The sequence below is a fragment of the Pedobacter terrae genome (assembly GCF_900100705.1).
Lineage (GTDB): Bacteria > Bacteroidota > Bacteroidia > Sphingobacteriales > Sphingobacteriaceae > Pedobacter > Pedobacter terrae.
The window spans coordinates 198436-222331 of sequence record NZ_FNCH01000007.1; the positions used below are offsets into that span (position 1 = coordinate 198436).

Annotated in this window: 18 protein-coding genes and 2 tRNA genes; 16 read left to right on the plus strand and 4 right to left on the minus strand. The window is 37.9% G+C overall.

Features of this window, described 5'->3' with window-relative positions; all coding sequences use genetic code 11:
- The first annotated feature begins 62 nt into the window (after nucleotides 1-62).
- The 14 genes from BLR60_RS11210 (at nucleotide 63) to BLR60_RS11275 (ending at nucleotide 17871) form a co-directional block, all read left to right on the plus strand.
- Nucleotides 63-2438, plus strand: a complete 2376-nt coding sequence (locus BLR60_RS11210; protein ID WP_090499769.1) for an ABC transporter permease — start codon at nucleotides 63-65, stop codon at nucleotides 2436-2438.
- Between the two features lie 90 nt (nucleotides 2439-2528).
- Nucleotides 2529-4901 (plus strand): ABC transporter permease, encoded by a 2373-nt coding sequence (locus tag BLR60_RS11215; RefSeq protein ID WP_090499771.1) that lies wholly within the window; start codon nucleotides 2529-2531, stop codon nucleotides 4899-4901.
- Between the two features lie 89 nt (nucleotides 4902-4990).
- Nucleotides 4991-7372 (plus strand): ABC transporter permease, encoded by a 2382-nt coding sequence (locus BLR60_RS11220; RefSeq protein WP_090499774.1) that lies wholly within the window; start codon nucleotides 4991-4993, stop codon nucleotides 7370-7372.
- 77 nt (nucleotides 7373-7449) lie between these two features.
- Nucleotides 7450-9876, plus strand: a complete 2427-nt coding sequence (locus BLR60_RS11225; protein ID WP_090499776.1) for an ABC transporter permease — start codon at nucleotides 7450-7452, stop codon at nucleotides 9874-9876.
- Nucleotides 9877-9949: 73 nt separating this feature from the next.
- The gene (locus BLR60_RS11230) at nucleotides 9950-10633 is read left to right on the plus strand and encodes an ABC transporter ATP-binding protein (RefSeq protein ID WP_090499779.1); all 684 of its coding nucleotides are present in this window, start codon (nucleotides 9950-9952) and stop codon (nucleotides 10631-10633) included.
- 54 nt (nucleotides 10634-10687) lie between these two features.
- On the plus strand, nucleotides 10688-11491 hold the full coding sequence (locus tag BLR60_RS11235; RefSeq protein ID WP_090499781.1) for a helical backbone metal receptor: 804 nt from the start codon (nucleotides 10688-10690) through the stop codon (nucleotides 11489-11491).
- A 109-nt stretch (nucleotides 11492-11600) separates the two neighbouring features.
- Entirely contained in the window at nucleotides 11601-11903 is a 303-nt protein-coding gene (locus tag BLR60_RS11240; protein ID WP_090499782.1) for a lipoprotein, read from the plus strand.
- Between the two features lie 406 nt (nucleotides 11904-12309).
- Nucleotides 12310-12394 (plus strand) — tRNA-Leu (locus BLR60_RS11245).
- Nucleotides 12395-12891: 497 nt separating this feature from the next.
- Nucleotides 12892-12973: transfer RNA gene (locus BLR60_RS11250), tRNA-Leu, on the plus strand.
- A 175-nt stretch (nucleotides 12974-13148) separates the two neighbouring features.
- The gene (gene tig / locus BLR60_RS11255; RefSeq protein ID WP_090499784.1) at nucleotides 13149-14501 is read left to right on the plus strand and encodes a trigger factor; all 1353 of its coding nucleotides are present in this window, start codon (nucleotides 13149-13151) and stop codon (nucleotides 14499-14501) included.
- Between the two features lie 81 nt (nucleotides 14502-14582).
- Nucleotides 14583-14942: a four helix bundle protein gene (locus BLR60_RS11260; RefSeq protein ID WP_090499786.1), complete on the plus strand. Its 360-nt coding sequence runs from the start codon at nucleotides 14583-14585 to the stop codon at nucleotides 14940-14942.
- A 54-nt stretch (nucleotides 14943-14996) separates the two neighbouring features.
- Nucleotides 14997-15704 (plus strand): ATP-dependent Clp endopeptidase proteolytic subunit ClpP, encoded by a 708-nt coding sequence (gene clpP / locus BLR60_RS11265; RefSeq protein WP_090499788.1) that lies wholly within the window; start codon nucleotides 14997-14999, stop codon nucleotides 15702-15704.
- Nucleotides 15688-16926 carry an ATP-dependent Clp protease ATP-binding subunit ClpX gene (gene clpX, locus BLR60_RS11270; RefSeq protein ID WP_090499789.1) on the plus strand — a complete coding sequence of 413 codons (1239 nt, stop codon included), beginning with the start codon at nucleotides 15688-15690 and terminating at the stop codon, nucleotides 16924-16926. Before clpP ends, clpX begins: the two co-directional genes overlap by 17 nt.
- A gap of 81 nt (nucleotides 16927-17007) precedes the next feature.
- Nucleotides 17008-17871, plus strand: a complete 864-nt coding sequence (locus BLR60_RS11275) for an AMP nucleosidase (RefSeq protein WP_208600624.1) — start codon at nucleotides 17008-17010, stop codon at nucleotides 17869-17871.
- 526 nt (nucleotides 17872-18397) lie between these two features.
- Here the strand turns inward: BLR60_RS11275 and BLR60_RS11280 are convergent.
- Nucleotides 18398-19057, minus strand: coding sequence for an ATP-binding cassette domain-containing protein (locus BLR60_RS11280; RefSeq protein WP_090499791.1), 660 nt, complete (start codon nucleotides 19055-19057; stop codon nucleotides 18398-18400).
- Between the two features lie 476 nt (nucleotides 19058-19533).
- On the minus strand, nucleotides 19534-20394 hold the full coding sequence (locus tag BLR60_RS11285) for a sigma-70 family RNA polymerase sigma factor (RefSeq protein WP_010601359.1): 861 nt from the start codon (nucleotides 20392-20394) through the stop codon (nucleotides 19534-19536).
- A 417-nt stretch (nucleotides 20395-20811) separates the two neighbouring features.
- On the opposite strand from BLR60_RS11285, the gene BLR60_RS11290 reads away from it, so the two are divergent.
- Together BLR60_RS11290 and BLR60_RS11295 are read left to right on the plus strand one after the other, a co-directional pair.
- Nucleotides 20812-21369 carry a hypothetical protein gene (locus tag BLR60_RS11290; RefSeq protein WP_090499793.1) on the plus strand — a complete coding sequence of 186 codons (558 nt, stop codon included), beginning with the start codon at nucleotides 20812-20814 and terminating at the stop codon, nucleotides 21367-21369.
- 39 nt (nucleotides 21370-21408) lie between these two features.
- Nucleotides 21409-21615, plus strand: a complete 207-nt coding sequence (locus BLR60_RS11295; protein ID WP_090499795.1) for a helix-turn-helix domain-containing protein — start codon at nucleotides 21409-21411, stop codon at nucleotides 21613-21615.
- Between the two features lie 327 nt (nucleotides 21616-21942).
- Here the strand turns inward: BLR60_RS11295 and sucC are convergent, their stop codons facing one another.
- Both sucC and BLR60_RS11305 read right to left on the minus strand, forming a co-directional pair.
- A complete protein-coding gene (gene sucC / locus BLR60_RS11300) occupies nucleotides 21943-23142 on the minus strand; it encodes an ADP-forming succinate--CoA ligase subunit beta (protein WP_090499796.1) in 1200 nt (399 codons plus the stop codon).
- Nucleotides 23143-23576: 434 nt separating this feature from the next.
- Nucleotides 23577-23888: a hypothetical protein gene (locus tag BLR60_RS11305; RefSeq protein WP_090499798.1), complete on the minus strand. Its 312-nt coding sequence runs from the start codon at nucleotides 23886-23888 to the stop codon at nucleotides 23577-23579.
- Between the last annotated feature and the right edge of the window lie 8 nt (nucleotides 23889-23896).

Consider the following 23896-nt stretch of genomic DNA (forward strand, 5'->3'; position numbering starts at 1 on the left):
AAGAAGGCTAAGCACCCTAACCCTTCCAACCTTTAACCTTTCAACCTTCAAACCTAAAAAATATGTTCAGATTAAACTTAAAAATCGCATTGCGGAACCTGTGGCGAAATAGAGGCATCACTTCAATTAACGTTGGTGGATTAGCGATCGCTTTGGCTGCATTTATTTTGGTGATACTTTATTTTACTTACGAAACCAGTTTCGATAAAACTAATCCAAATTACAATAACATTTATGTGGTTGGACGGATTGAACCTGATTTTAAAACGAACTATACTTCACCGCCTTTTGCAAAAGCAATAAAACAGCATTTACCGGAGGTAGAAAATGCGGGAATTACCAAACGTGGTTTTTTTGAATTTTCCATGAAGAATGGCAAGAACACGTTATTTGCCAAAAACTTTATGCAGGCTGATTACAATGCCGCTAAAATTCTCGATCTAAAACCTACAGGTGGTTTGGAAAAACCTCCAGGAAATGTTGAAAGGCTTTCTTACCTGAGTAAGGAAAATATGAGAGCACTCTTTCCAGACAAAACGGATAACAAACCGGAAATAGTGGGCATGGGCGCAAGCAATTCAGGCATTACCAGTAAAATTAATGGTTCAATTACCAACAATTTGCATTCAAATATTACTTTCGACGGCATTTCAATCGGCAATGAAATAGGCAAGGGCGAAAATTATGGATATAACAATTACACGACCTACATCCAGGTAAAACCAGGAACTGATGTTGCAAACCTAGAACAGAAAATTACAGACTTATACCGAAAAGAATTATTGAAAGGTGAAACAGACCAAAAAACAATAGCCGAAATAAAAGGTGTTTCCACGTTTTTAGATCCACTGGCCAATTTGCATTTAAGACCGAAAGCAGGTAATGATGCGCCCTACAAAATATTAATAGCCCTTTCAATACTGGGAATTTTAATTCTGGTAATCGCTTGTATTAATTTCACTAATCTAAGCATAGCACAAGCAACCAAAAGAGCCAAAGAAGTCGGTATCAAAAAAGTAATGGGTGCTTACCGTTTTCAGTTAACCGCTCAATTTCTTGTTGAAATATTTATTCAGTGTTTTGTAGCTACAATTTTAGGTCTAACGCTGGCTGAGCTGTCATTACCATACTTCAACAATCTTTTTCAAGTTAATTTATCCATCTGGACTACTGAAAATGATCTATGTTGGCAATTACCCTTGATTTTATGTGTGATTACCTTAATTGCCGGCACTTATCCGGCTTTAGTATTATCCGGTTTTAAGCCAGCGTTGGTACTAAAGGGTAATTTTTCTACAAGTAAACAAAGTTCCTGGTTGAGAAATGGATTATTGGTTTTTCAGTTCAGTATCGCCGTAATTTTTATTATTGGTTTGTTTATTATTAACTCACAGCTTAAATATATGCGAAGTGAGGATTTAGGTTTTACGGCAAATCAGGTTGTGTACATTAAGAACATCAGCATGTTTAATAAGCCAGAAACATTCGCTCCCGTTAGAGATAAAATTCTAAAAATTCCTGGAATAAAATCGGCCACCGTAGCCACAGATATTCCGGACGGTGCAGAAGGTGGAGCTAATGGTTACACTTTCGAAGGTGTAAAATCCAGCCTGGATTTTATAGATGTAGATTTTGATTACTTTGAAACGCTGGATATCAAATTAAAAGAGGGGCGTTTTTTCTCAAAGTCATTCCCTGCTGATACGACGAATGGTGCCGTGGTAAATGAAAGTACAGTTGCTAAATATGGCATGAAAAACCCTGTTGGTAAAACAATCAGAGGCTGTAATATTGATTACAAAATTGTTGGTGTAGTTAAAGATTTTAAGGCTCAGGGATTTGAAAGTGCCGTTAAGCCAACCATTTACTCGATTAAAAACCCTTGCGGCAATTATAAAACGCAAATAATGGTAAAAATTGAGGGTAACAAAATGTCTTCCGCGCTAGCTGCTTTGAAAGCGCAATGGCTTCAGATAAACCCGAAAGATGGGGAAGATTTCAGGTACGAATTTTTAGATGATCTTTATGGCAAGCTTTTCAAAAAACAAGAGCAATTACAGTCGGTGTTTTTTGGAGCAGCTTTACTCACCATTTTTATTGCTGTTCTGGGCTTGTTTGCCTTCGCAAAATACATCACCAATGGACGTATCAAAGAGATCGCAGTGCGCAAAATTTTAGGTGCCAGCGATATTCAGATTTTCAGTTTAATTAATAGTTCATTTTTTATAATGGTGCTCATAGCTAATGTAATCTCTTGGCCTTTAGCATATGTCATCACAAAAAGGTGGCTTGAAACCTTCGCCTACAGAATTGATCTGCCAATTTTACCATTTATAAGCAGCGCTTTAATAACCATTTTATTAACGGTAATTACCGTGAGCATTCAAGCTAGAAAAGCTGTCAAAGCAAATCCTGTTGATGCTTTAAAATATGAATAATACAAGGTGGAAAGGTACAAGGTAATAAGGTGGAAGGTTTAAACGCCCAATCCCTCAACCCTCAACCTTTTTACCCTCAACCTCAAAAATATGTTCAAATTAAATCTAAAAATCGCGTTGCGGAACCTTTGGAAGAATAAAACTTCTTCCTTTATCAACGTAATTGGTTTAGCTATTGGCCTTGCTGCCTGTTTAATGTTGCTCCTGTATGTTACCTATGAATGGAACTTTGATAAGCAAGGAAAAGAATCAGCTAACGTTTTTACCACCATGACTAATATTTTTGGCGACAACGGTAAAACTGCAGTGACTTTCGAAGGTTCTACCACCGCTTTCGGTCCTGCAATTAAGCAGGGCCTGCCCAAACTGAAGTACGTAGCCAGAATGGATTACGGCGGCAAAAATTTAATTGCCAACGGCCAAAATGCCTTTAAGTGTAAATCTAAATTTGCTGAGCCGGACATCCTTAAAATGTATGATTATCAATTTATTCAGGGCAATCCCAACACCGCCTTAAATTCTCCAAATTCGGTTATTGTGACCGAATCAACTGCTAAACTATTATTCGGGACGACCGATGTGCTGAATAAAATTGTGCGTTTCAAAGATCAGTTTGACCTGAACATTACAGGAGTAATTAAAGATCAGCCGGATAACAGCTCAAACAAATTTGATTATTTAATGCCTTGGAGTTTATATGAAACGGTCGACGAAAGTGCCAAAGACCTTAACTGGAGCAATTACAGCTTTATTACACTTATAATGTTAAAAAATGGCGCAAATTTAGATTTGGTGAATCAGAAAATAGCGCAGATAGAGAAAAAAAATAATACTGATAATCAACAATCGCAGGTATTGTTTCCATTGGCAAAATTACATTTATACGGCCAGTTTGATGATGGCAAAAGTGTGGGCGGTGCAATAGAGCAGATTTATTTATTTGTAGGCCTGGCCTTTGGCATCTTATTGATTGCCTGTATCAATTTTATGAACATGGCTACAGCCAAATCAGAAAAGCGTGCAAAAGAGGTGGGCATCAAAAAAACCATTGGTGCCAACAGGTCTTCGCTGATTATACAGTTCTTAACTGAATCGATGATGCTCACTTTTATTGCAGTTGTTTTCTCCATCGCCCTTCTCGAGCTCTTTTTACCCACCTTTAACAACCTACTAAGCATAAAATTGGATATATCTTATTTTAACAGCAGCAGTTGGTTTGGTATTTTAGGTATCGTAATCGTAACAGGTCTAATTGCAGGGAGTTATCCGGCATTTTATCTTTCCTCTTTTAACCCAATCCAAACGTTAAAGAGAAAAATTAAATCAAAAGGTTTTTTTTCGGTGAGTTTAAGACAGGTTTTGGTGGTCGGACAGTTTTGTTTTGCCATTATTCTTATTATTTCCACATTGGTGATTTACAAACAGATCCAGTACATTAAAAACAGGCCTGTAGGTTTTGATGTAAACGCCCTGGTAGAAATGCCGCAAGATGGCGAACTAAAAACAAAATATGATTTGCTGCGGTCGGAGTTGTTAAAATCCGGAGCAGTTACATCAATGTTTCAATCGTCCGTAAGTTTATCGCATCATGGCCGCAATTTTTCGGGTATCGCATGGGAAGGAATGTTAAAAGCCACAAACAACCAATTGTTCAACCGGGTAATTACCACTTACGATTTTATCAAAACAAATGGCATCAAATTAACCGATGGAAGAGATTTTTCAGAAAACTTTGCTTCAGATACCAGTGCGGTGATGGTAAGTGCCTCTGCTGTTAAAATTTTTGGTTATAAAAACCCGGTGGGGAAAACAATTACCATTTTTGGTGATAAATTTAACATTATAGGTGTTTTCGATGATTATGTTTGGGATTCGCCATATAAATCGAATAACCCTATGGTGGTATTTTTTGATCAGAAACAAACCGGAAATATCACGATGCGCCTGAATGAAAGTAACAGCCTTCAAAGTAATATAGAAACCATCAGCAGGATTACAAAGGCTTTAAACCCGGCTTACCCTTTAGAAATTAATTTTTTAAATAATGTATATGCTGAAAAGTACAATGCCGAAAAAACTTTGGGTATCTTATCTAACCTTTTTGGCGGACTGGCCATTTTCGTTTCGTGTTTAGGATTGTTTGGACTGGTTACTTATAGTGCCGAGCAACGAACAAAAGAATTTGGCGTGCGCAAAGTATTGGGTGCTTCACTGTTCAATCTGATGCAGTTGTTGTCGCTCTCTTTCATGAAAATGATTGTGGTATCCATGATTATTGCTATTCCTTTAAGTTATTTTTTAATGAATAAATGGCTGATTAAATTCGAATTTCATACCGAAATATCGTGGTGGATTATGCCGCTGGCCGGATTTGGAACTTTGATGATGGCATTAATTACGGTGAGCTTTCAGGCTTACAAAACGGCTAAGGCTAACCCTGTTGATGCATTAAAATACGAATAATATAAGGTGGAAAGGTACAAGGTAATAAGGTGGAAGGTTTAAACGCCCAATCCTCAACCCTCAACCTTTTTACCCTCAACCTCAAAAATATGTTCAAATTAAATCTAAAAATCGCTTTACGCAACCTCTGGAAACACAAAGGCTTTACATTAATTAATGTTGGCGGCCTAGCCATTGGTATGGCTTGTTGCTTAATGTTGTTGCTATATGTAAATTACGAATGGAGTTTCGATAAACAGTATAAAAATGCAGATAAGGTTTATTTCGCAACTTTAAACCTAAAATATAACGGCAAACTGGCTACAACCATGGCGGTGCCGAATAAATTGGCCAATGCTGCCATGATAGAACTGCCAGGGATTAAAAATGCTGCACGCATCAGTATGCCTGGTAACTTCAGGCTTTTTAGTCATGATCAGAATCATTTTAAACTGGAAGCATTGAGTGCGGATCCCAGCTTTCTGCAAATACTTGGTCAGAAATTTATTTATGGTAATCCAGAAACAGCACTGGCTGAACCGAATAATGTGTTGATCAATGCCTCTACAGCTAAAAAGTTGTTTGGCAATCAAAATCCGCTGGGCCAGCTTATTACTTACGATAATAAAGTTAGTTTGAAGGTAAGTGCAGTAATTGAAGACCTCCCTAAAAACCAGACCATCAGGTTTGATGTGCTGCAGCCATGGGCATTTTATGAGCAGGAGAACCCGGCCGAGAAAGGATATGGATGGGGCGCTATTACCTGTTTAACTTTATTACAGCTAAAAGATAATGCCGATTTTACAGCAACTAACGCAGCCATTAAAAACTTTATTGTTAATAAAGAATCTGATCTGAAAGAGATGACTTACCAGCTTTTTCTTTTTCCTTTAGCTAAATTCCATTTATACGATCATTTTGAGAATGGGAAATCGGCTGGAGGTAAAATAGATCAATTACGGTTATTCGTTTTTCTGGCTATTTGCGTATTATTTATTGCCTGCATCAATTACATGAACCTCTCTACTGCCAAATCAGAAAAACGGGCCAGGGAGGTTGGTGTGCGCAAAGCTTTGGGCTCTACCCGAAACACCATTATGGGGCAGTTTATGATCGAATCGCTATTATTGTCAGTTATAGCTATGGCCATTGCTTTCATCACACTCGAACTTTCATTGCCCTATTTTAATAACCTGCTTAATATTTCCATTAAGATTGATTACAGTTCTTACCCATTTTGGGTGCTGTTGCTATCGATGATATTGATTACAGGCTTGCTTGCCGGAAGCTACCCGGCATTTTACCTTTCTTCTTTTATTCCGGTAAAAGTGCTTAAAGGTTTTAAAAGTTCAACGGGCTCTCTATCTATCCGTAAAACATTGGTGGTGCTACAATTTAGTCTTTCCATTTGTATGATTATTTCTGCCATTGTAATTTACAGCCAGATCCAGCACCTCAAAAATAAGCCGTTAGGTTTCGATCAAACTGCACTGGCTCAGATCGATCTGGAAGGCGAATGGACTAAGCCAGAAAAACTGGCATTGTTTAAAAATGAATTACAACGGTCAGGAGCCATTATGGCCGCTACCGAATACGCCGGTTCTTTTACCGGTGGCGGCTCTATTACCAGTGACATTTCCTGGCCAGGCAAGCCAAAAAACGATGTTTCTATCATTCATTATAGAAGCACCGGTTTCGATTTCGCCAAAACTACAGGCGTGAAAATTGTAGCTGGCAGGGATTTGGACCCCAGGTTTCCTGCAGATACTGCTACCTCGCTTTTGCTCAACCAAACAGCTGTTAAAGCCATGGGCTTAAAAAATCCGGTAGGTACCGTAATTCATTGGGGGGATAATCCGCCGCTTAAAGTGATAGGGGTGGTGCAGGATTATTCGAATGAGTCGCTCGCGTCAAAAATACAGCCCACCGTTTACTATTACAACATCAAAACCAGTCGGGTTTTATTACTGAAATTAAGTCCCGCCCAATCATTAAGTACTTCGGTTGAAGCGATCAAATCGGTAAGCACTCGGTTAAACCCTGCTTATCCGGTGGAAGTAAAAATGATTAGTCAGGGAATGGCCGAAAAACTCCAGAGCGAAAAATTACTCAGTGTGCTTTCTAACCTGTTTGGCAGTTTTGCAATTTTTATATCCTGCCTGGGTCTGCTTGGCCTGGCTTTGTATACTGCTGAACAGCGTAGCAAAGAAATCAGTATCCGTAAAGTATTAGGCGCCAATCTTTCTGATATCCTGGTTCTTTTGAACAAGGATTTTATGAAACTGGTAGTCATTTCTAATGTGATCGCTATCCCCATTGCCTATATTCTTGTGGCTAAATGGCTCGAAAAATATGATTATAAAATTTCAATAAACCCATGGCCTTTTTTGCTGGCGCTTTTCACGTCGGTACTAATTGCACTTGTTACCGTAAGCATGCAAACTTTTAAAGTAGCTAAAGCTAATGCTGTTGATGCACTTAAATATGAATAACGAAATGCGGTTAGCGTTTGGCGCCAGGCGATAAATTCTCGCTAACCTCCAAACGCTTTGCCCTAAACCTTAAAACAATGTTTAAACTTAACCTCAAAATAGCCTGGCGCAACCTTTGGAAAAACAAGGTTTATGCCGCCATTAATATTGTCGGACTGGCACTTGGCCTAACTGCTTTTGTACTCATGATTTTGTATATCAATCATGAAGAAAGTTATGATAAATGGTCTCCGGAGTTAAAAAATGTCTATCAAATAAGGGAAAAACACGATTTTTTTACTCCTGATAATATGGAGCACTGGAATGAAGTTTCGAATAGCCGCATTGCGAATCTGATCAGAACCAAATTACCACAGGCAGTTGCAGTAACCAAAGTAGATAACGACTGGGATTTTGGCAGTGGCTACTCGGTTAAAACGGACAACGCCGATCCGGTAATGGTTAACAACATAAAAGATTCAGATAGCAGTTTCTTTAAGGTTTTCGACTATCAGTTCGTGCAGGGCAGTGCTGATAAAGCGCTTGAAAATAAGAATACTATCGTTCTGAAGGAAGACCTGGCCTTAAAGCTTTTCGGTACCACAAGAGCTTTGGGTAAAACAATCAGAATGATACGCTGGAGGGATGACAAGGGCAATTTATTAACCGTTACTGGTATAGTAAGTGAACCCAAATCGCCGCAAAGTGTCGGTTTTAGCGCTATTGTGCGAACTGGAAATAAAGATAAAGATCCAGATGAACCGACAAATAATAATTACTGTCAAATGTATGCAAAACTTAACAAAGCCAGCGATACATTGGTGTTAAACCAGACGCTGCAGAAATTATATGTTGATTTCAAGAAAAACTTATTAAAAGGGCAGAAACAGGATGATGAAGATATCCACAAACCTGAAAAAGTACCTGGCTTAAAAGTTATCCCGTTAGAAAATGTGCATTCCAATCCGCCGTATACCCTTAGCTGGTTCGAAAAGTTGAAACCAGTAATGGCCATATCGGCATTTTTGCTCCTGGTTTCCATCATTAACTTCATCAACCTGGCCACGGCACAGTCTGTTCAGCGGGCCAAGGAAGTAGGCGTTAAGAAAGTACTTGGTTCTTACAAAAGGCAGTTGACCGCTCAATTTCTAATCGAATCCGGGTTGCAGAGCCTGATTTCACTTTTCCTCTGTATCGTTTTAATCGAAATGGTATTACCCACTTTCAACCAGCAGTTTAATGTGACCTTAAGTTTTTGGCACAATGCCGAATTATTTGTCCTGATTGCTCAGCTATTAGGCCTGTTTATCTTGGTAACATTACTTGCTGGTTTATACCCGGCCTGGATTTTATCTAACTATAATCCTGTAGCTGTGTTAAAAGGGAATTATGAAAATGGTTTGCGTGGTATAGCACTTCGGAATGTGTTGGTTGTTTTTCAGTTCGTCATTTCCGTAACTTTCATTATATCCATAGGTGTAATGGAAATGCAGTCCAGGTTTATGAGCAATAAAGATTTAGGCTTTGAAAGAGGAAATCTAATCAATATAGAAACCGGTTATGAAGATAAATTTGCCGAGAGGCTGAAAAAAATTCCCGGGGTTCAATATGTCGCGACGACTACCCAGGTATTGGGAAATAGTTTTAATGTGCCTGAAGAAATTCAATACCAGGGGAAGCCCATAAAATTAAATACCGTAACTGTTACAATGGATGCATTGCCTGCGCTTGGTGTGAAAGTATTGCAAGGCAGGATTTTTTCAAAAGAATATAAACGCGATACCGTTAATACTGTGGTCTTAAATGAGGCAGCGGCAAATTTATTTGGAAAAAATCTTATCGGGCAGACCTACCAAAAAACCGATTGGCAAGGCAAAAACAATATTTTTCAGGTGGTAGGTATTATTAAAAACTACCATAACGAAGGTTTTGACAAAACGGTGTTGCCGACGGTTTATAAGGTGACTAAACTTGGCGGGACTTCCAATACTAACAATTTACTGGTACGTTTCAATACAGCTCAATATAAAGAGATCATCAGCAAAATTGAAAAGGAATGGAAAATGATGTATCCGAACTTCCCAATGGCGTACACTTCCCTTGAAGATGCTTTTTCAAAAAGCCTGGAAGAGAACAGGCGATTTATGAATATGATTATCCTGTTCAGCCTGGTTTCTGTTTCCCTTTCATTACTTGGTTTATTTGCCCTGTCTACATTTGTTGCTAAGCGGAAAACCAGGGAGATTGCGGTAAGAAAAGTACTTGGTGCATCAAACATCCAGATTGTAAGCCTGCTCAATAAATCATTTTTAATCCTGGTTATCATAGCAAACTTAGTCAGTTGGCCTATCGCATATATTATTATAAAAAAGTGGCTCGAGGGCTTTGCTTATCGCATAGAAATGCCTTTGGTACCTTTTGTTACTGCTACGTTGATTTCTCTGATTATCGCCGTACTTACGGTAAGCATACAGGCAAGGAAAGCCGCTGTAACTGATCCGGTAAATGCACTTAAATATGAATAATACTGGCGTATAGCGTAACTTTCTAACTTATCGCTAACCCTACACCTTAAATCTCATACCCTAAACCTTAAACATGATACAACTCACCAATATCGAAAAGTACTACGCCAATAAGGGTGTTAAAAATTATGTGTTGCGCTTAGTCACCACGACCATCAACCAGGGCGAATTTGTCTCCATTATGGGACCTTCAGGTGCCGGAAAATCGACCTTGCTTAATATTATTGGTATGCTGGAAGAACCGACTTATGGTATTTATAATTTTCTGGGAGAAGATGTAACCAATTTGAACGAGCGCAAAAGGATAGAATTATATCGTAACCACATTGGTTTTGTGTTTCAGGCCTACCACTTAATTGATGAAATGACGGTTTACGAAAACATCGAAGCACCGCTTTTGTATAAAAAAGTGGGCAGCGCCGAGCGCGCCAGTAGAATTGCCGATCTGTTAGACCGTTTTAACATGGTGGCTAAAAAAGATCTGTTCCCGAATCAATTATCAGGCGGTCAGCAGCAGTTGGTGGGCATCGCCAGGGCTTTAGCAGCACAGCCTTCTATTATTTTGGCTGATGAGCCAACGGGAAATCTGCAGTCGGCCCAGGCCGAAGAAATTATGAGCCTGTTTAAAAAACTCAATGAAGAAGAGGGGATTACCATTATCCAGGTTACCCATTCAGAAAAGAATGCACAATATGGCAGCCGTATATTACACATTGCCGATGGGCTTATAAAGGAAGATATGGCGGTTGTAGCTTAACATTATTTGCACAGGTATTAATCCTTTTTAGCTGTGGTTAATTACCTTTGCGTTATGCAAAAAACGTTTACCGATCAAATGGGCAGGGAAATTGTCATTAATTTTCCACCCAAACGGATCATTTCTGTTGTTCCTTCGCAGACCGAGCTGCTGTTTGATCTGGGTCTTGACGCAGAAATTATCGGTTTAACTAAATTTTGCATTCATCCGATAGAAAAGTTTGCTGCACGTATCAAAGTAGGCGGAACAAAAAAACTGAATATTGATTTAATTAAAGATTTAAAGCCTGATCTTATTATTGGCAATAAAGAAGAAAATACGCAAAGCGATATAGAAGAATTAGCTGAATATTTTCCGGTATGGATGAGTGATATCTTTACTTTGGATGATGCCATGAAAACAATCGGGCAGATAGGGGAGCTGGTAAACCGCCAGCCAGAAGCCAGTTATCTCAACCACTTAATATCAGCTGGATTTAATGACCTCAGAACACTTGCGCTTCAAAACAAAATTGATAAAAAGGTCGCCTATCTCATCTGGCGAAAGCCTTATATGGCGGCCGGAAAAAATACATTTATTAATGATGTTTTGCTAACCAACGGTATGACTAACATGATCAATCAGGAACGCTACCCGGAAATAACACTCGAGGAACTGAAAACTTTAAATTGCGAACTGATTCTACTTTCATCAGAACCTTATCCTTTTAGAGAAAAACATATAGCAGAAATCAAGGCCGCAATTCCACATGCTAAAATCAGTTTGGTTGACGGCGAAATGTTTAGCTGGTATGGAAGTCGTTTGGTCAAAGCAGTTCAGTATTTCTTTGAGTTCCAAAAGCAGATTGTGAACCTTTAAGCGGAAATTTTTGATAATTGTAGCATATCTTTAAGTTAATCCGTTATCATGTTACAAAACATCATTTTTAAATAGCCTTGATGTCTGATTAACAATAAAACATAATCTGATGAAAAAAATAGTAGTGTTGGCCTTATTTGTAGCGGCAGTTTCTGGCTGCAGCTCAATGAAAAATGCAGAAAAAACCGGTACGCTGACTGCAAGCGGAACAATTGAAAAGTTAGGGATGACCACTTTCCAATATGGAACTCATTTATTAAAAGCAGACAATAAAACATATGCCTTAAAAAGTGAAACCATAAATCTTGATACGTATGTAGATAAAAAGGTTACGATTAAAGGGAAAAAGGTTGCAGGTTATCCAGTTGATGGCGGTCCGGAACTGGTTGATGTAACATCGGTAAAGCTTTAGGTGAGATCGCATGACAAAAGAAGTCGTCATTGCGAAGCCAATTTTTGATTGGATGAAGCCAAGCCTGTCTCGAAATAACAGATTCAGTAATAGCAAGAGAATTAAATTTGGCGATGGTCGTCATGCTCAGCTTGACTGGGCATCTTAATGCTTTGGCATGGACTTATTTGGTTGCCGTTCTATCGCATTAAGATTCCCGTTTTCACGGGAATGACGCCATTTCAAAATATTATTCTGCCAAAAATCTCCAAAATCATTTCTGATACAGGCTCATCTTACAATGACGATTTTTTTCTCCACCACACGGGCTGTGTCTCACAGATCATCTAAATCAAATTTTTATAAGTCATAAAATTTGATTTTTCAATTTAGTTCCTATCTTTGCAATCCTTAAAACATCCTAACTGCGGAAGTGGCGTAATTGGTAGCCGCACCAGACTTAGGATCTGGCGCTTCACGGCGTGGGGGTTCGAGTCCCTTCTTCCGCACCATAAGTTCAACCGTTCCGATTTAAAAATCAGAACGGTTTTTTTATTTCAGAGCACATCAGTTTTTGTAATCAGTATTACCTTAGCTGTTTTTAACCACAGATGCAGGCAGATAAACACAGAATTTATATCTGTGTGCATTCTTTTTATCACTAGTCATTGATGTTTTACTCCTGCCTTGATATGCTGGAGGATAAATAATACTTCCTTTCCGTCCCAGAGGGACGACTCCTTGGTAGCCAATTGCAAAATTGGCGTTTCGTTCCGTAGGAACGCTGATATTCCATGTATGTGAAAGGTGGTTGGTGGGACACCAATATTTAGGTCAAAATTAAAAAGTTATTTTCCTATCGGCTGGAAAATGCTTCTACTCGTAAAATTTTCTCCTTAAAAATTAATGAGTTAGCAATTGTTTTAAATAATAATAGCCAAAATATGGTCAATACCTTTTGATTATCCAATCTTGTTTCTATCTTTGCAGTCCTTACAACATCCTAACTGCGGAAGTGGCGTAATTGGTAGCCGCACCAGACTTAGGATCTGGCGCTTCACGGCGTGGGGGTTCGAGTCCCTTCTTCCGCACAACAAGATAAAGGCCGTTCCGATTTAAACATCGGAACGGTTTTGTTTTTAAAAACATTGATTAATAAAAATTGATGTGCTGTTTTAATTGAAGCGATATGTGCTGTTTGTCTCAAATCTCATATCTCGACACTCAAATCTAATCGCACATCTGAATACTCATATCTCAGAAAAAATGAATATTACACAGGAAAAAACCGGCAACTTAAATGCTGTTGTAAAAATCAAGATTGCCCCTGCTGATTACACTGGAAAAGTAGAGAAAGCCATTAAAGATCAAGCTAAAAAAGCACAATTACCTGGTTTCCGTAAAGGAATGGTTCCTGCTGCCCACATTAAAAAAATGTATGGCAAAAGTATCTTGGTAGAAGAGGTAAACAATTTGTTAAATGATACCCTATCTAACTATATTGCTGAGCAAAAATTAGAAATTTTAGGTCAACCACTTCCTAAAACAGATGATGAGCGCGAATTTAAATGGGATAATACAGATGATTTTGAGTTTGACTACGAGTTAGGTTTAGCACCGGCTTTTGACGTAAATCTTTCATCTAAAGATAAATTTACAGAATACGTAATCAAAGCTGATCAGGAAACATTAGAAACCCGTATCAAAAATATCCGTCGCAGCTACGGTAAAATGACTAATCCTGAAGTTTCTGCTGATGGAGATGTGCTTTATGCTGAGTTAACACAGGTAACTGAAGATGGTTCTGCTGTTGAAGGTGGTATTACCAGTACTGCCAGTGTTCGTTTAGATCAGATTAAAGATAAAAAAATCCTTAAATCGCTAATTGGTGTAAAGAAAGACGATGAAGTAACCATCGATATCCAAAAAGCGTTTGAAGATGCTGCTGTAATTGCTAAAGCTTTAAACATTCCGGAAGAAGAAGCAGCTGAATTGAAAGCAAATTTCAAACTTCATGTTAAAAATGTAAACCGTTTAGAAGAATCAGACTTAAACCAGGAGTTTTTTGATAAATTATTTGGTGACGGTACCGTAACTGACGAAGCAGGTTTCAGAGCTAAAATTACCGAAGAAGTAGAAGGTATGTTTAAGCAGGATTCAGAGCGTAAATTATCGAACGATATTTATGAAGCACTTTTAGCTAAACACACTTTTGAATTGCCTGATGAATTTTTACGTCGTTGGTTAAAAGCTACAAACGAAAAATTAACAGACGAAGAATTAGCTGAAGGTTATGACGATTTTGCGAAAAATCTTAAATGGACTTTAATCGAAAATAAAATCATTAAAGATAACAGCATCGAAATTAAATACGAGGATGTAGTACAAGCGGCTAAAGCTAAATTAGATGCACAGTTCAGAATGTACAGTCCAAGCCCACTTCCTGAAGATCAATTGGCTCAGTATGCAGTTCAATTTTTACAGGAAAAAGAAAATGCAAACCGTGTTTTCGAAGAGGTAAAAGCATTGAAAACTTTTGAACAAATTAAATCTGTTGTTACGTTAGAGCAAAAAGATATTGATTACGATAAGTTTGTGGCTTTAGAGGAGAAAAAGTAAAAGCGACTGGCGTATGGCGCCAAGCGTTGCCATAATGCTTAAAACGTTTTGAAAATAATTGTGCTGTTACTATATTTATTTATGGCTCAATTTAAATTTCAATCGCTCGAAGTTTGGCAGTTATCGATTGTATTAACTGATAAATTATTGGATATAGCTGACCGATTGTCAGTTGATAAAAAATATAGATTTGCAGAGCAGCTCAATGGGGCTGCTCTTAGCATATCTAACAATATTGCCGAAGGCTCTGGATCGGTTTCAAATAAGGAATTTGCTCATTATCTGAATGTTGCGCATCGTTCTGCGTTTGAGAATGCAAATATTTTAGTAGTTTTAGCGCGGAGAAAATATATTTCTGACACAGAGTTGAATGATTATCTGGAAGAATTAGATAAATTGGCACGGAAATTAACCAACTTCAGAAAATATTTATTAAAGTAACAAGCGTTTTTGGAGGGGTTTAACTCTCACCGCAAAACGCCAAACTCTATAATCATGAACATAGACTCACAAGAATTCAGGAAATTTGCCGTTAAACATCAGGGAATTGGCGGTTTACACGTAGATAAATTTATTGCACAGGCTAATCTGAACCCTCAGAACATGACGCCATATATTATTGAAGAACGCCAGCTGAATGTAGCACAAATGGATGTTTTTTCAAGATTGATGATGGACCGTATTATCTTTTTAGGTGATGCAATTTATGATCAGAATGCAAATATTATCCAGGCGCAGTTGTTGTTTTTGCAATCAACAGATGCTGACAGAGATATTCAGATCTACATTAACTCGCCAGGTGGTTCAGTTTATGCAGGTTTAGGTATTTATGATACCATGCAATATATCCAGCCAGATGTAGCTACAATTTGTACCGGTATGGCAGCATCAATGGGCGCTGTTTTGTTGGTAGCTGGTGCCAAAGGTAAACGTGCTGCATTACCTCACTCCAGAGTAATGATTCACCAACCATCAGGAGGCGCACAAGGTGTGGCATCTGATATGGAGATCAACTTAAGAGAGATGTTGAAATTGAAAAAAGAATTATATGATATTATTTCACAGCACTCTGGCCAAACTTATGATTGGGTAGAGAAAGCTTCAGACCGCGATTACTGGATGACAGCCGATGAGGCAAAAGGATTTGGTATGGTTGATGAAGTGTTATCGAGAAACGCAAAAAAAGATGGCGAAACAAAATAAAGAATCCCGTTGCTCATTCTGCCATTCTGGCAAGCATGAAACGTTGATGTTGATTGAAGGTATGGATGCATTTATCTGCGATAAATGCGTTACCCAGGCCAATCAATTGCTTGCGCAGGAATTAGGTACTAAGGGCACAAAAAATATTCAAGAGGCAATAAACTTGTTAAAGCCTCTTGAGATTAAACAACATCTGGATCAATATGTTATTGGTCAGGATGATGCAAAAAAAGTATTATCTGTTGCTGTTTACAACCACTATAAACGTTTAAACCAAAAGGTTGATAAAGACGAGATTGAGATCGAGAAATCGAATATCATGTTGGTTGGCGAAACAGGTACCGGAAAAACCTTACTGGCTAAAACCATTGCTAAAATTTTGCATGTGCCATTTTGTATCTGCGATGCTACAGTTTTAACTGAGGCAGGTTATGTTGGTGAAGACGTTGAAAGTATTTTAACACGACTGCTCCAGGCTGCAGATTATGATGTTACTGCTGCCGAACGCGGTATTGTTTATATTGACGAGGTAGATAAGGTAGCGCGTAAAAGTGATAATCCTTCTATTACACGTGATGTGTCAGGCGAAGGTGTTCAGCAGGCTTTGCTTAAAATTTTAGAAGGTACGGTGGTAAACGTTCCACCTCAGGGCGGACGTAAACATCCAGATCAGAAAATGATTCCGGTAAACACCAATAATATTCTATTTATCTGTGGTGGTGCATTCGATGGTATTGAACGTAAAATTGCCAATCGTTTACGTACCCAGGCCGTAGGTTATAAAGTAAAGAAAGATGAGGTTGTTTTAGATCTTAAAAATCTTTATAAGTATATTACCCCTCAGGATTTAAAATCTTTTGGATTAATTCCGGAATTGATTGGTCGTATACCAGTTCTTTCTCATTTAAATCCATTGGATAAAGCATCGTTAAGAAACATTTTAACAGCGCCTAAAAACTCATTGATTAAACAGTATGTGAAGCTTTTTGCTTATGAAGATGTAAATTTGGCTTTCGATGATGAAGTTTTGGATTTTATTGTGGATAAAGCAATGGAGTATAAACTTGGTGCCAGGGGCTTAAGGTCAATTTGCGAAGCGATCATGTTGGATGCGATGTTTGATACACCCACACAGACGGATGTCAGGGAATTGCACATCAACCTCGATTATGCGATTGAGAAGTTTGAAAAGGCTGACTTTAAAAAGCTGCAAGCCGCATAAAAATTCAAATCCTTCCCGAGCATCGGGAGGGATTTTTTGTAATGCGCTTAGCGCATGGCGCATAGCGCTAAACTAATTGTTATGAACGAAGAAAAAGACGTAAAAAAAGACGAGGGAATTGTAGAGAAATCGAAAAAAGTAAAAGAGGTAGAAAGTCCTGTTAAGTCAGGATTAAAATCGAAAGATGAAATTGTTAAAAACTGGTTGCCGCGTTATACGGGCAGACCATTAGATCAATTCGGCGATTATATCCTGTTAACCAATTTCAGTAAATATGTGAGCATGTTTTCGGAGTGGAATGATAATGCGCCGATTATGGGTTTGGATAAGCCTATGCAAAGTGTTACTGCAAATGGCATCACCATTATCAACTTTGGTATGGGAAGTCCGTTGGCAGCAACCATGATGGATTTACTAACGGCCATTAAACCTAAAGCAGTACTGTTTTTGGGTAAATGTGGTGGTTTAAAAAAGAAAAACCAACTGGGTGATTTAATTTTACCAATTGCAGCCATTAGGGGAGAAGGTACCTCAAATGATTATCTGCCTGCAGAAGTGCCTGCCTTGCCGGCTTTCGCCTTACAGAAAGCAATTTCTACAACTATCCGTGATCATGGTCGTGATTATTGGACCGGGACCTGTTATACCACCAATCGCAGGGTTTGGGAGCATGACAAGGAATTTAAAAAGTACTTGAAAACCTTAAGGGCAATGGCTGTAGATATGGAAACAGCAACGATTTTTACTACGGCCTTTGCGAATAAAATTCCCGCTGGCGCATTACTTTTAGTTTCCGATCAACCAATGATCCCTGAAGGTGTTAAAACAGCAGAAAGTGACAGCTCTGTAACCGAAAAATATGTAGAAACGCATCTGCGTATTGGTATTGATTCATTAAAACAACTGATCAATAACGGATTAACCGTTAAACACCTGTTGTTTTAAACATTAAAAAATCGTTATCCGGAATGATCGTCACCCTGAACTTGTTTCAGGGTCTTTATTCTATTTTAAGGATGGAAGAAGCTATCTGATCAGATCATGTATTGAATGTGTTTTATCATCCCTAACTTGTTTGGGATCTTTCAACTTGAGTTTGCGTATCAGATGCGGAACTAAATCTGATATCCATCGGTTCAGCATCACGCATTGGATTAGTGTGATCGCCACCCTGAACTTGTTTCAGGATCTTTATTCTATTTAAAGGATGGAAGAAGCTATCTGATCAGATCATGCATTGAATGTGTTTTTATCATCCCGAACTTGTTTCAGGATCTTTTAATTTGAGTTATTGAAAGATAAGATAGATGCTGGATAAATCTGATATCCATCGGTTCAGCATCACCCATTGGATTAGTGTGATCGTCATCCTGAACTTGTTTCAGGATCTTTTAATTTGAGTTATTGAAAGATAAGATAGATGCTGGATAAATCCTATATCCATCGGATCAGCATGGCGTAGTCTTTTAATTTATGCTGTAAAGCCTGGAAGGTAGCCATACGTCACCAGGTCATCTTCATTATTTATTGTATAGTTGCACTTATTATGCAGCAATACAATACGGTCAGAAACAGCTAAAATAGACTTGTAATAATGATCGGTAATAATAAAGCCTTTATAGACTTTCGCTAAATTTACATGTCTTTTAATTTCGTCAACCAACAACGGTGAGAGTTGCGAAAATGGCTCATCGAGCAGTACATAATCAGCGTCACTGTAAATCATGAGCAGGCATTCTAAAAATCTACACTCGCTGCCTGATAAATCATAAAACTTTGATTTTAAATGTTTAGCAACAAATTCAATCCGGTGCAATTCAGTAGCGTGTTTCTTGCAGAAAATATTGATTGCCTGCAAAACGTTAATCTGATCCGGGATAAACTTATCTTGCGGCAGGTAAGAGAGGTTTTTTGATAAGTAGCCTTTACTGTAAACCTTATTGTTAATATTAAGGTATTTAAATTTAGCTTTTATACTTCCAAAAATAATTTTTAACAGTGTAGATTTACCTGAACCATTTCTGCCTAACAAGCCCACTACTTCTCCAACATTGCAGTTTAGATAAACGCTGCTTAATACTTCTCTATCTGCAAAAGATTGATTAACACTGTCGATAAAAAGTCCCTGCATATTGTTGATATCATTAAGATTCCGATTAAGATGATTAAATCATATAAAACCATGTTTGCCATGATTTTTTTAAAGCCTATGCCTTGATTTTTGAAAAAGTAGGCGGTAGATTGATAAAACATAAAGTATATGCCGGCAGAGAATGACCAGCCGATAAGTTTGATGAATATGGCGAAAGAATAAATGCCAGATTGCGAGAAACCGTTTAAAATGAAGAATACCACGGTTAAAAGACTAACGAGTATATTCCATAAAAAGATGGGTTTATATATAGTGATGGATTTTTTGAGTAAGGCAATCGACATGATTTAAAGATATAAAATCATAACGATAAAATTAGTTGTAGTAAACAAAAAAGATTGGCAAGGGTATCGTCATTTTGACCGTAGCGCCTGCCCGTACAGGTGGGGAGAAATCTATAAGCAAAAAAAGACCGGCGTTTGCCGATCTTTTTGTATCTGTTTGAATCTAATTCCTTATCCTAAATAAGATTTTAAGATTTTACTTCTTGAAGTGTGACGTAAACGTTGTAGCGCTTTATCTTTAATCTGACGAACACGCTCACGTGTTAAATTAAATTTCTCACCAATTTCCTCTAAAGAAAGTGGATGGTTAGAACCCAAGCCGAAGAATAAAACAATAATCTCTCTTTCTCTTTCAGTTAAAGTAGATAAAGAACGTTTAATTTCTTCCGATAAAGATTCATTGATTAATGAGCTATCTGTATTTGGCTCATGGTTTTCCAATACATCCAGTAATGTATTTTCTTCACCTTGAACAAAAGGTGCATCCATCGATACGTGACGGCCAGAATTACTTAATGTATCAGAGATTTTATCAACCGTAGTTTCTAAAATATCTGCTAATTCTTCAGGAGAAGGCTCACGTTCGTATTCTTGCTCTAGTTTAGAGAAAGCTTTGCTGATTTTACTCAACGAACCTACCTGGTTTAAAGGCAAACGTACAATACGGCTTTGCTCGGCAATAGCCTGCAAGATAGACTGACGGATCCACCAAACGGCATATGAAATGAATTTGAAACCTTTGGTCTCATCAAAACGTTTTGCCGCTTTAATTAAACCTAAGTTACCCTCATTAATTAAGTCTCCTAAAGTTAAACCTTGATTTTGATATTGTTTTGCAACAGACACAACAAAACGCAAGTTGGTTTTAGTTAAGCGCTCTAATGCAGCCTGATCGCCTTCACGAATCTTCCTTGCTAAAATTACTTCCTCTTCTGCTGTTATTAAATCTACTTTACCAATTTCGTGTAAGTATTTATCTAACGACTGACTTTCACGGTTGGTTATGGATTGCGTTATCTTGAGTTGTCTCATTTATACGTTTTGTGTGCTCTTTAATTATTGAAGTGTGCAAAGTTACGAAATTGTACGGCAATCCAAAAGGATAAAATGCTGAAAATGTTACCGTTTGCACACGTTTTTTATACTTTTACTTACAACAAAAATCATTCCAATAAAGTTTTTGACATGTTTTGATCAACTCATCTGGTTATAGTTGTATTTCGACTATTATTTATTGTCAACCAATAAATATATTTTGATTTGTAATAATTTAATTTTTATGTTTGCATTATAAATAATTAAATAAATATGACTTTACTGAAATTCACAATAGTTTGCGAAATCTAATGAATGTGAATCATTGTCAATTTAAAATAAAATAGTAATAGACTTAAATTAATTGATTCATAAATTGAATCTCATAGCAAACGTTTTAAAAAAAATGTAATTATGGAAATTAAAATAACTACCAATCAGCTTTTAAAAGTATTACAAATACTTTGTTGGATCATTTTTGTTGGCCTATGTGTTGAAGCGGGTGGAGTGCTGGTGAATACAATTATTACCTTGTTTATCAATGCACATGATGTACGGAATTTTTGGGATGGTGCAGCGTATTTAACTAGTGTTTACAGATTAGATCATGGATATTTTCTGGTTATTGATGTAGTCGTGATTATTGTAGCGATACTAAAAGCCATCATGTTCTATTTAATTATAAAATTGTTTGCCGAAAAAAAGATCAGTATTTCTCAGCCTTTCGGTATAGAATTAAAGAATTTTATTTCAAAGCAGGCTGTTTTAGCTTTGGGGATAGGTTTTTTTGCTCATTTAGGCTATAGGTATATTACCTGGTTAACAGAAAAAGGACTTATTACAGCTAATCTCCAATCGTTAAATATTGACGGAGCTGATGTATGGTTATTTATGGCAGTTATACTTTTTTTAATTACACAGCTTATAAAAAAAGGGATAGAAATTCAAAAGGAAAATAATTTAACAATATAAACAAATTCCCGTTTAACATTTTAACTTTACCGATCCAAAATGCCAATAATAATCAACTTAGATGTCATGCTTGCCCGTCGCAAAATGTCGCTAACCGAATTGAGTGAACGTGTGGGCATTACGATGTCTAATTTATCGATATTAAAAACCGGTAAGGCGAAGGCAATCCGTTTAGAGACTTTAGAAGCGATTTGTGCCGTTCTGGATTGCCAGCCAGGCGACATTTTGGAATTCCGCGTAGAGTAACTTCTGAAGTCTAACGTGGCAGCAAGGAGCTAGACTTCGGAAGTTTAACGTTGATTCTTTTTCCGAAATACGGCGAACCGATGTTAAGTAAACCTCCTGATAGAAGGGCTTGAGGAGATAGCAGGACTTACGGTGCCGAAAAGAACAGAACCTTGATTTTCAAAAAAAACTGTCCAGATAGATCTCTCCTGTCCGCTGCGCTACAGTCGAGATGACGATTTTTCCGATGGTTTTGGGAAAGATGGTAATAAAAAAACCTTCCAGTTTACACTGAAAGGTTTTAAAATATGTTTCGCTTTAAGCTTTAGTCTTTTTGCTTTAAGTTTATTACGCTTGTTCAGCCAATACTTTAGTTACCAGATCAGCGGCTTCTTTTAAAGCGATTGCCGAGTAAACCTGTAAGCCAGACTCATCGATTAATTTTTTAGCTTCTTCAGCATTTGTACCTTGTAAACGGCAGATAATTGGCACAGGAATGTTTCCGATTTCTTTGTAGGCATCAATTACACCCTGAGCAACACGGTCGCAACGAACAATACCACCGAAAATGTTGATCAGGATCGCTTTAACGTTTGGATCTTTCAAGATAATGTTGAAAGCCGCTTTAACGGTTTGTGCATTTGCAGTTCCACCTACGTCAAGGAAGTTAGCAGGCTCACCACCGGCTAATTTAATGATATCCATGGTAGCCATTGCTAAACCGGCACCGTTAACCATACAACCTACGTTACCATCAAGGTTAACGAAGTTCAGGTTACTTGCACTCGCTTCAACTTCCATTGGATCTTCTTCGGTAACATCGCGCATGGCAGCATAATCAGGGTGACGGAATAAACCGTTCTCGTCCAGATTTACTTTAGCATCTACGGCAATTACTTTATCATCAGAAGTTTTTAATACCGGGTTAATTTCGAACATGGAAGAATCGGTGGCTTCGTAAGCTTTGTATAAAGCAGTAACGAATTTTACCATTTCTTTGAAAGCGTTACCGCTAACACCTAAGTTGAAAGCAATTTTGCGTGCCTGGAAGCCTTGCAAGCCAACTTTAGGATCTATTTCTTCTTTAAAGATTAAGTGTGGGGTATGTTCCGCAACTTCTTCGATATCCATACCGCCTTCGGTACTGTACATGATGATATTACGGCCTTTTGCACGATCTAACAATACAGAGATGTAAAATTCTTTTGTTTCAGAAGCACCTGGATAGTATACATCCTGGGCCACTAAAATCTTGTTCACTTTTTTACCTTCTGGTCCGGTTTGAGGGGTTACCAATTGCATGCCGATGATATCGGTAGCACGCTGTTTAACCTCGTCAAGGTTTTTGGCCAATTTAACACCACCACCTTTACCACGACCACCAGCGTGGATCTGCGCTTTAATTACAACCCAGTCAGAATTATAATCAGTTTTCAGTTGCTTAGCAGCCTCAACAGCTTGCTCAGGAGTGTCGGCAACTATTCCTTCTTGAACGTTAACACCGAAACTTTTTAATATTTGTTTACCCTGGTATTCGTGAATATTCATCTGTTTATATTTTTGTCTTTATCTGTCAGATGGGCCTTTTGTCATTAAAATAATCATTTTAACAGCAGCGGGTTCATTTGCTACAAAATTTGCCCAAAGCTACAATTTCAAACCCTTTAAACAAATAGCAATTACCGATTTTTTCAGAAAATGAACGTTTTATGTTAATCATGAAATCAGCGCCTGTAATGTGCGCTAGTTTATGGTGTGCTGCTGATTTTGCAGATACAAGCAGAGATTTTTTATTTGAAAGTGAGCGGGCAGTTCTTCATGGCGGCTGGAGGCCCTGCTTTCCGCTATAAGTCCTCACTGCGTTCCGGGCTTTCCGCTCTAATCAGGCTTAAAAACAATTTGGTTCCTAACAAATGCAAAAAATATCTTCCTCTGTGTTGATTATCTTAAATCTGCGGATACAAAACTGTTGATCGTTTTTTTTAACTTCCTTCAAATGGAGTTCCAAATATACCAACGGCCAGTTCTGCCCAGATCAGGAATAAGGCTAATAAAATAACCACTAAAATGATGGTTCTTAATGTGCCGGTTTTTAGGTTTCTAATAACGAGTTCTATGGCCAGGCCGGTACTGAATAATAAGGCACCAGCTACCATAAAATCGGTTAAATCCCACTTTACTTCAGTAGTAAATTGCATGGCGATAAGCGGAATGCTTAAAATTAATGCCGCAACACCAAGTATAATTGCAATCCGGGTTGTTGGCGAGCTAAATGTTGATTGTAGATTTTTCATGATTTTTA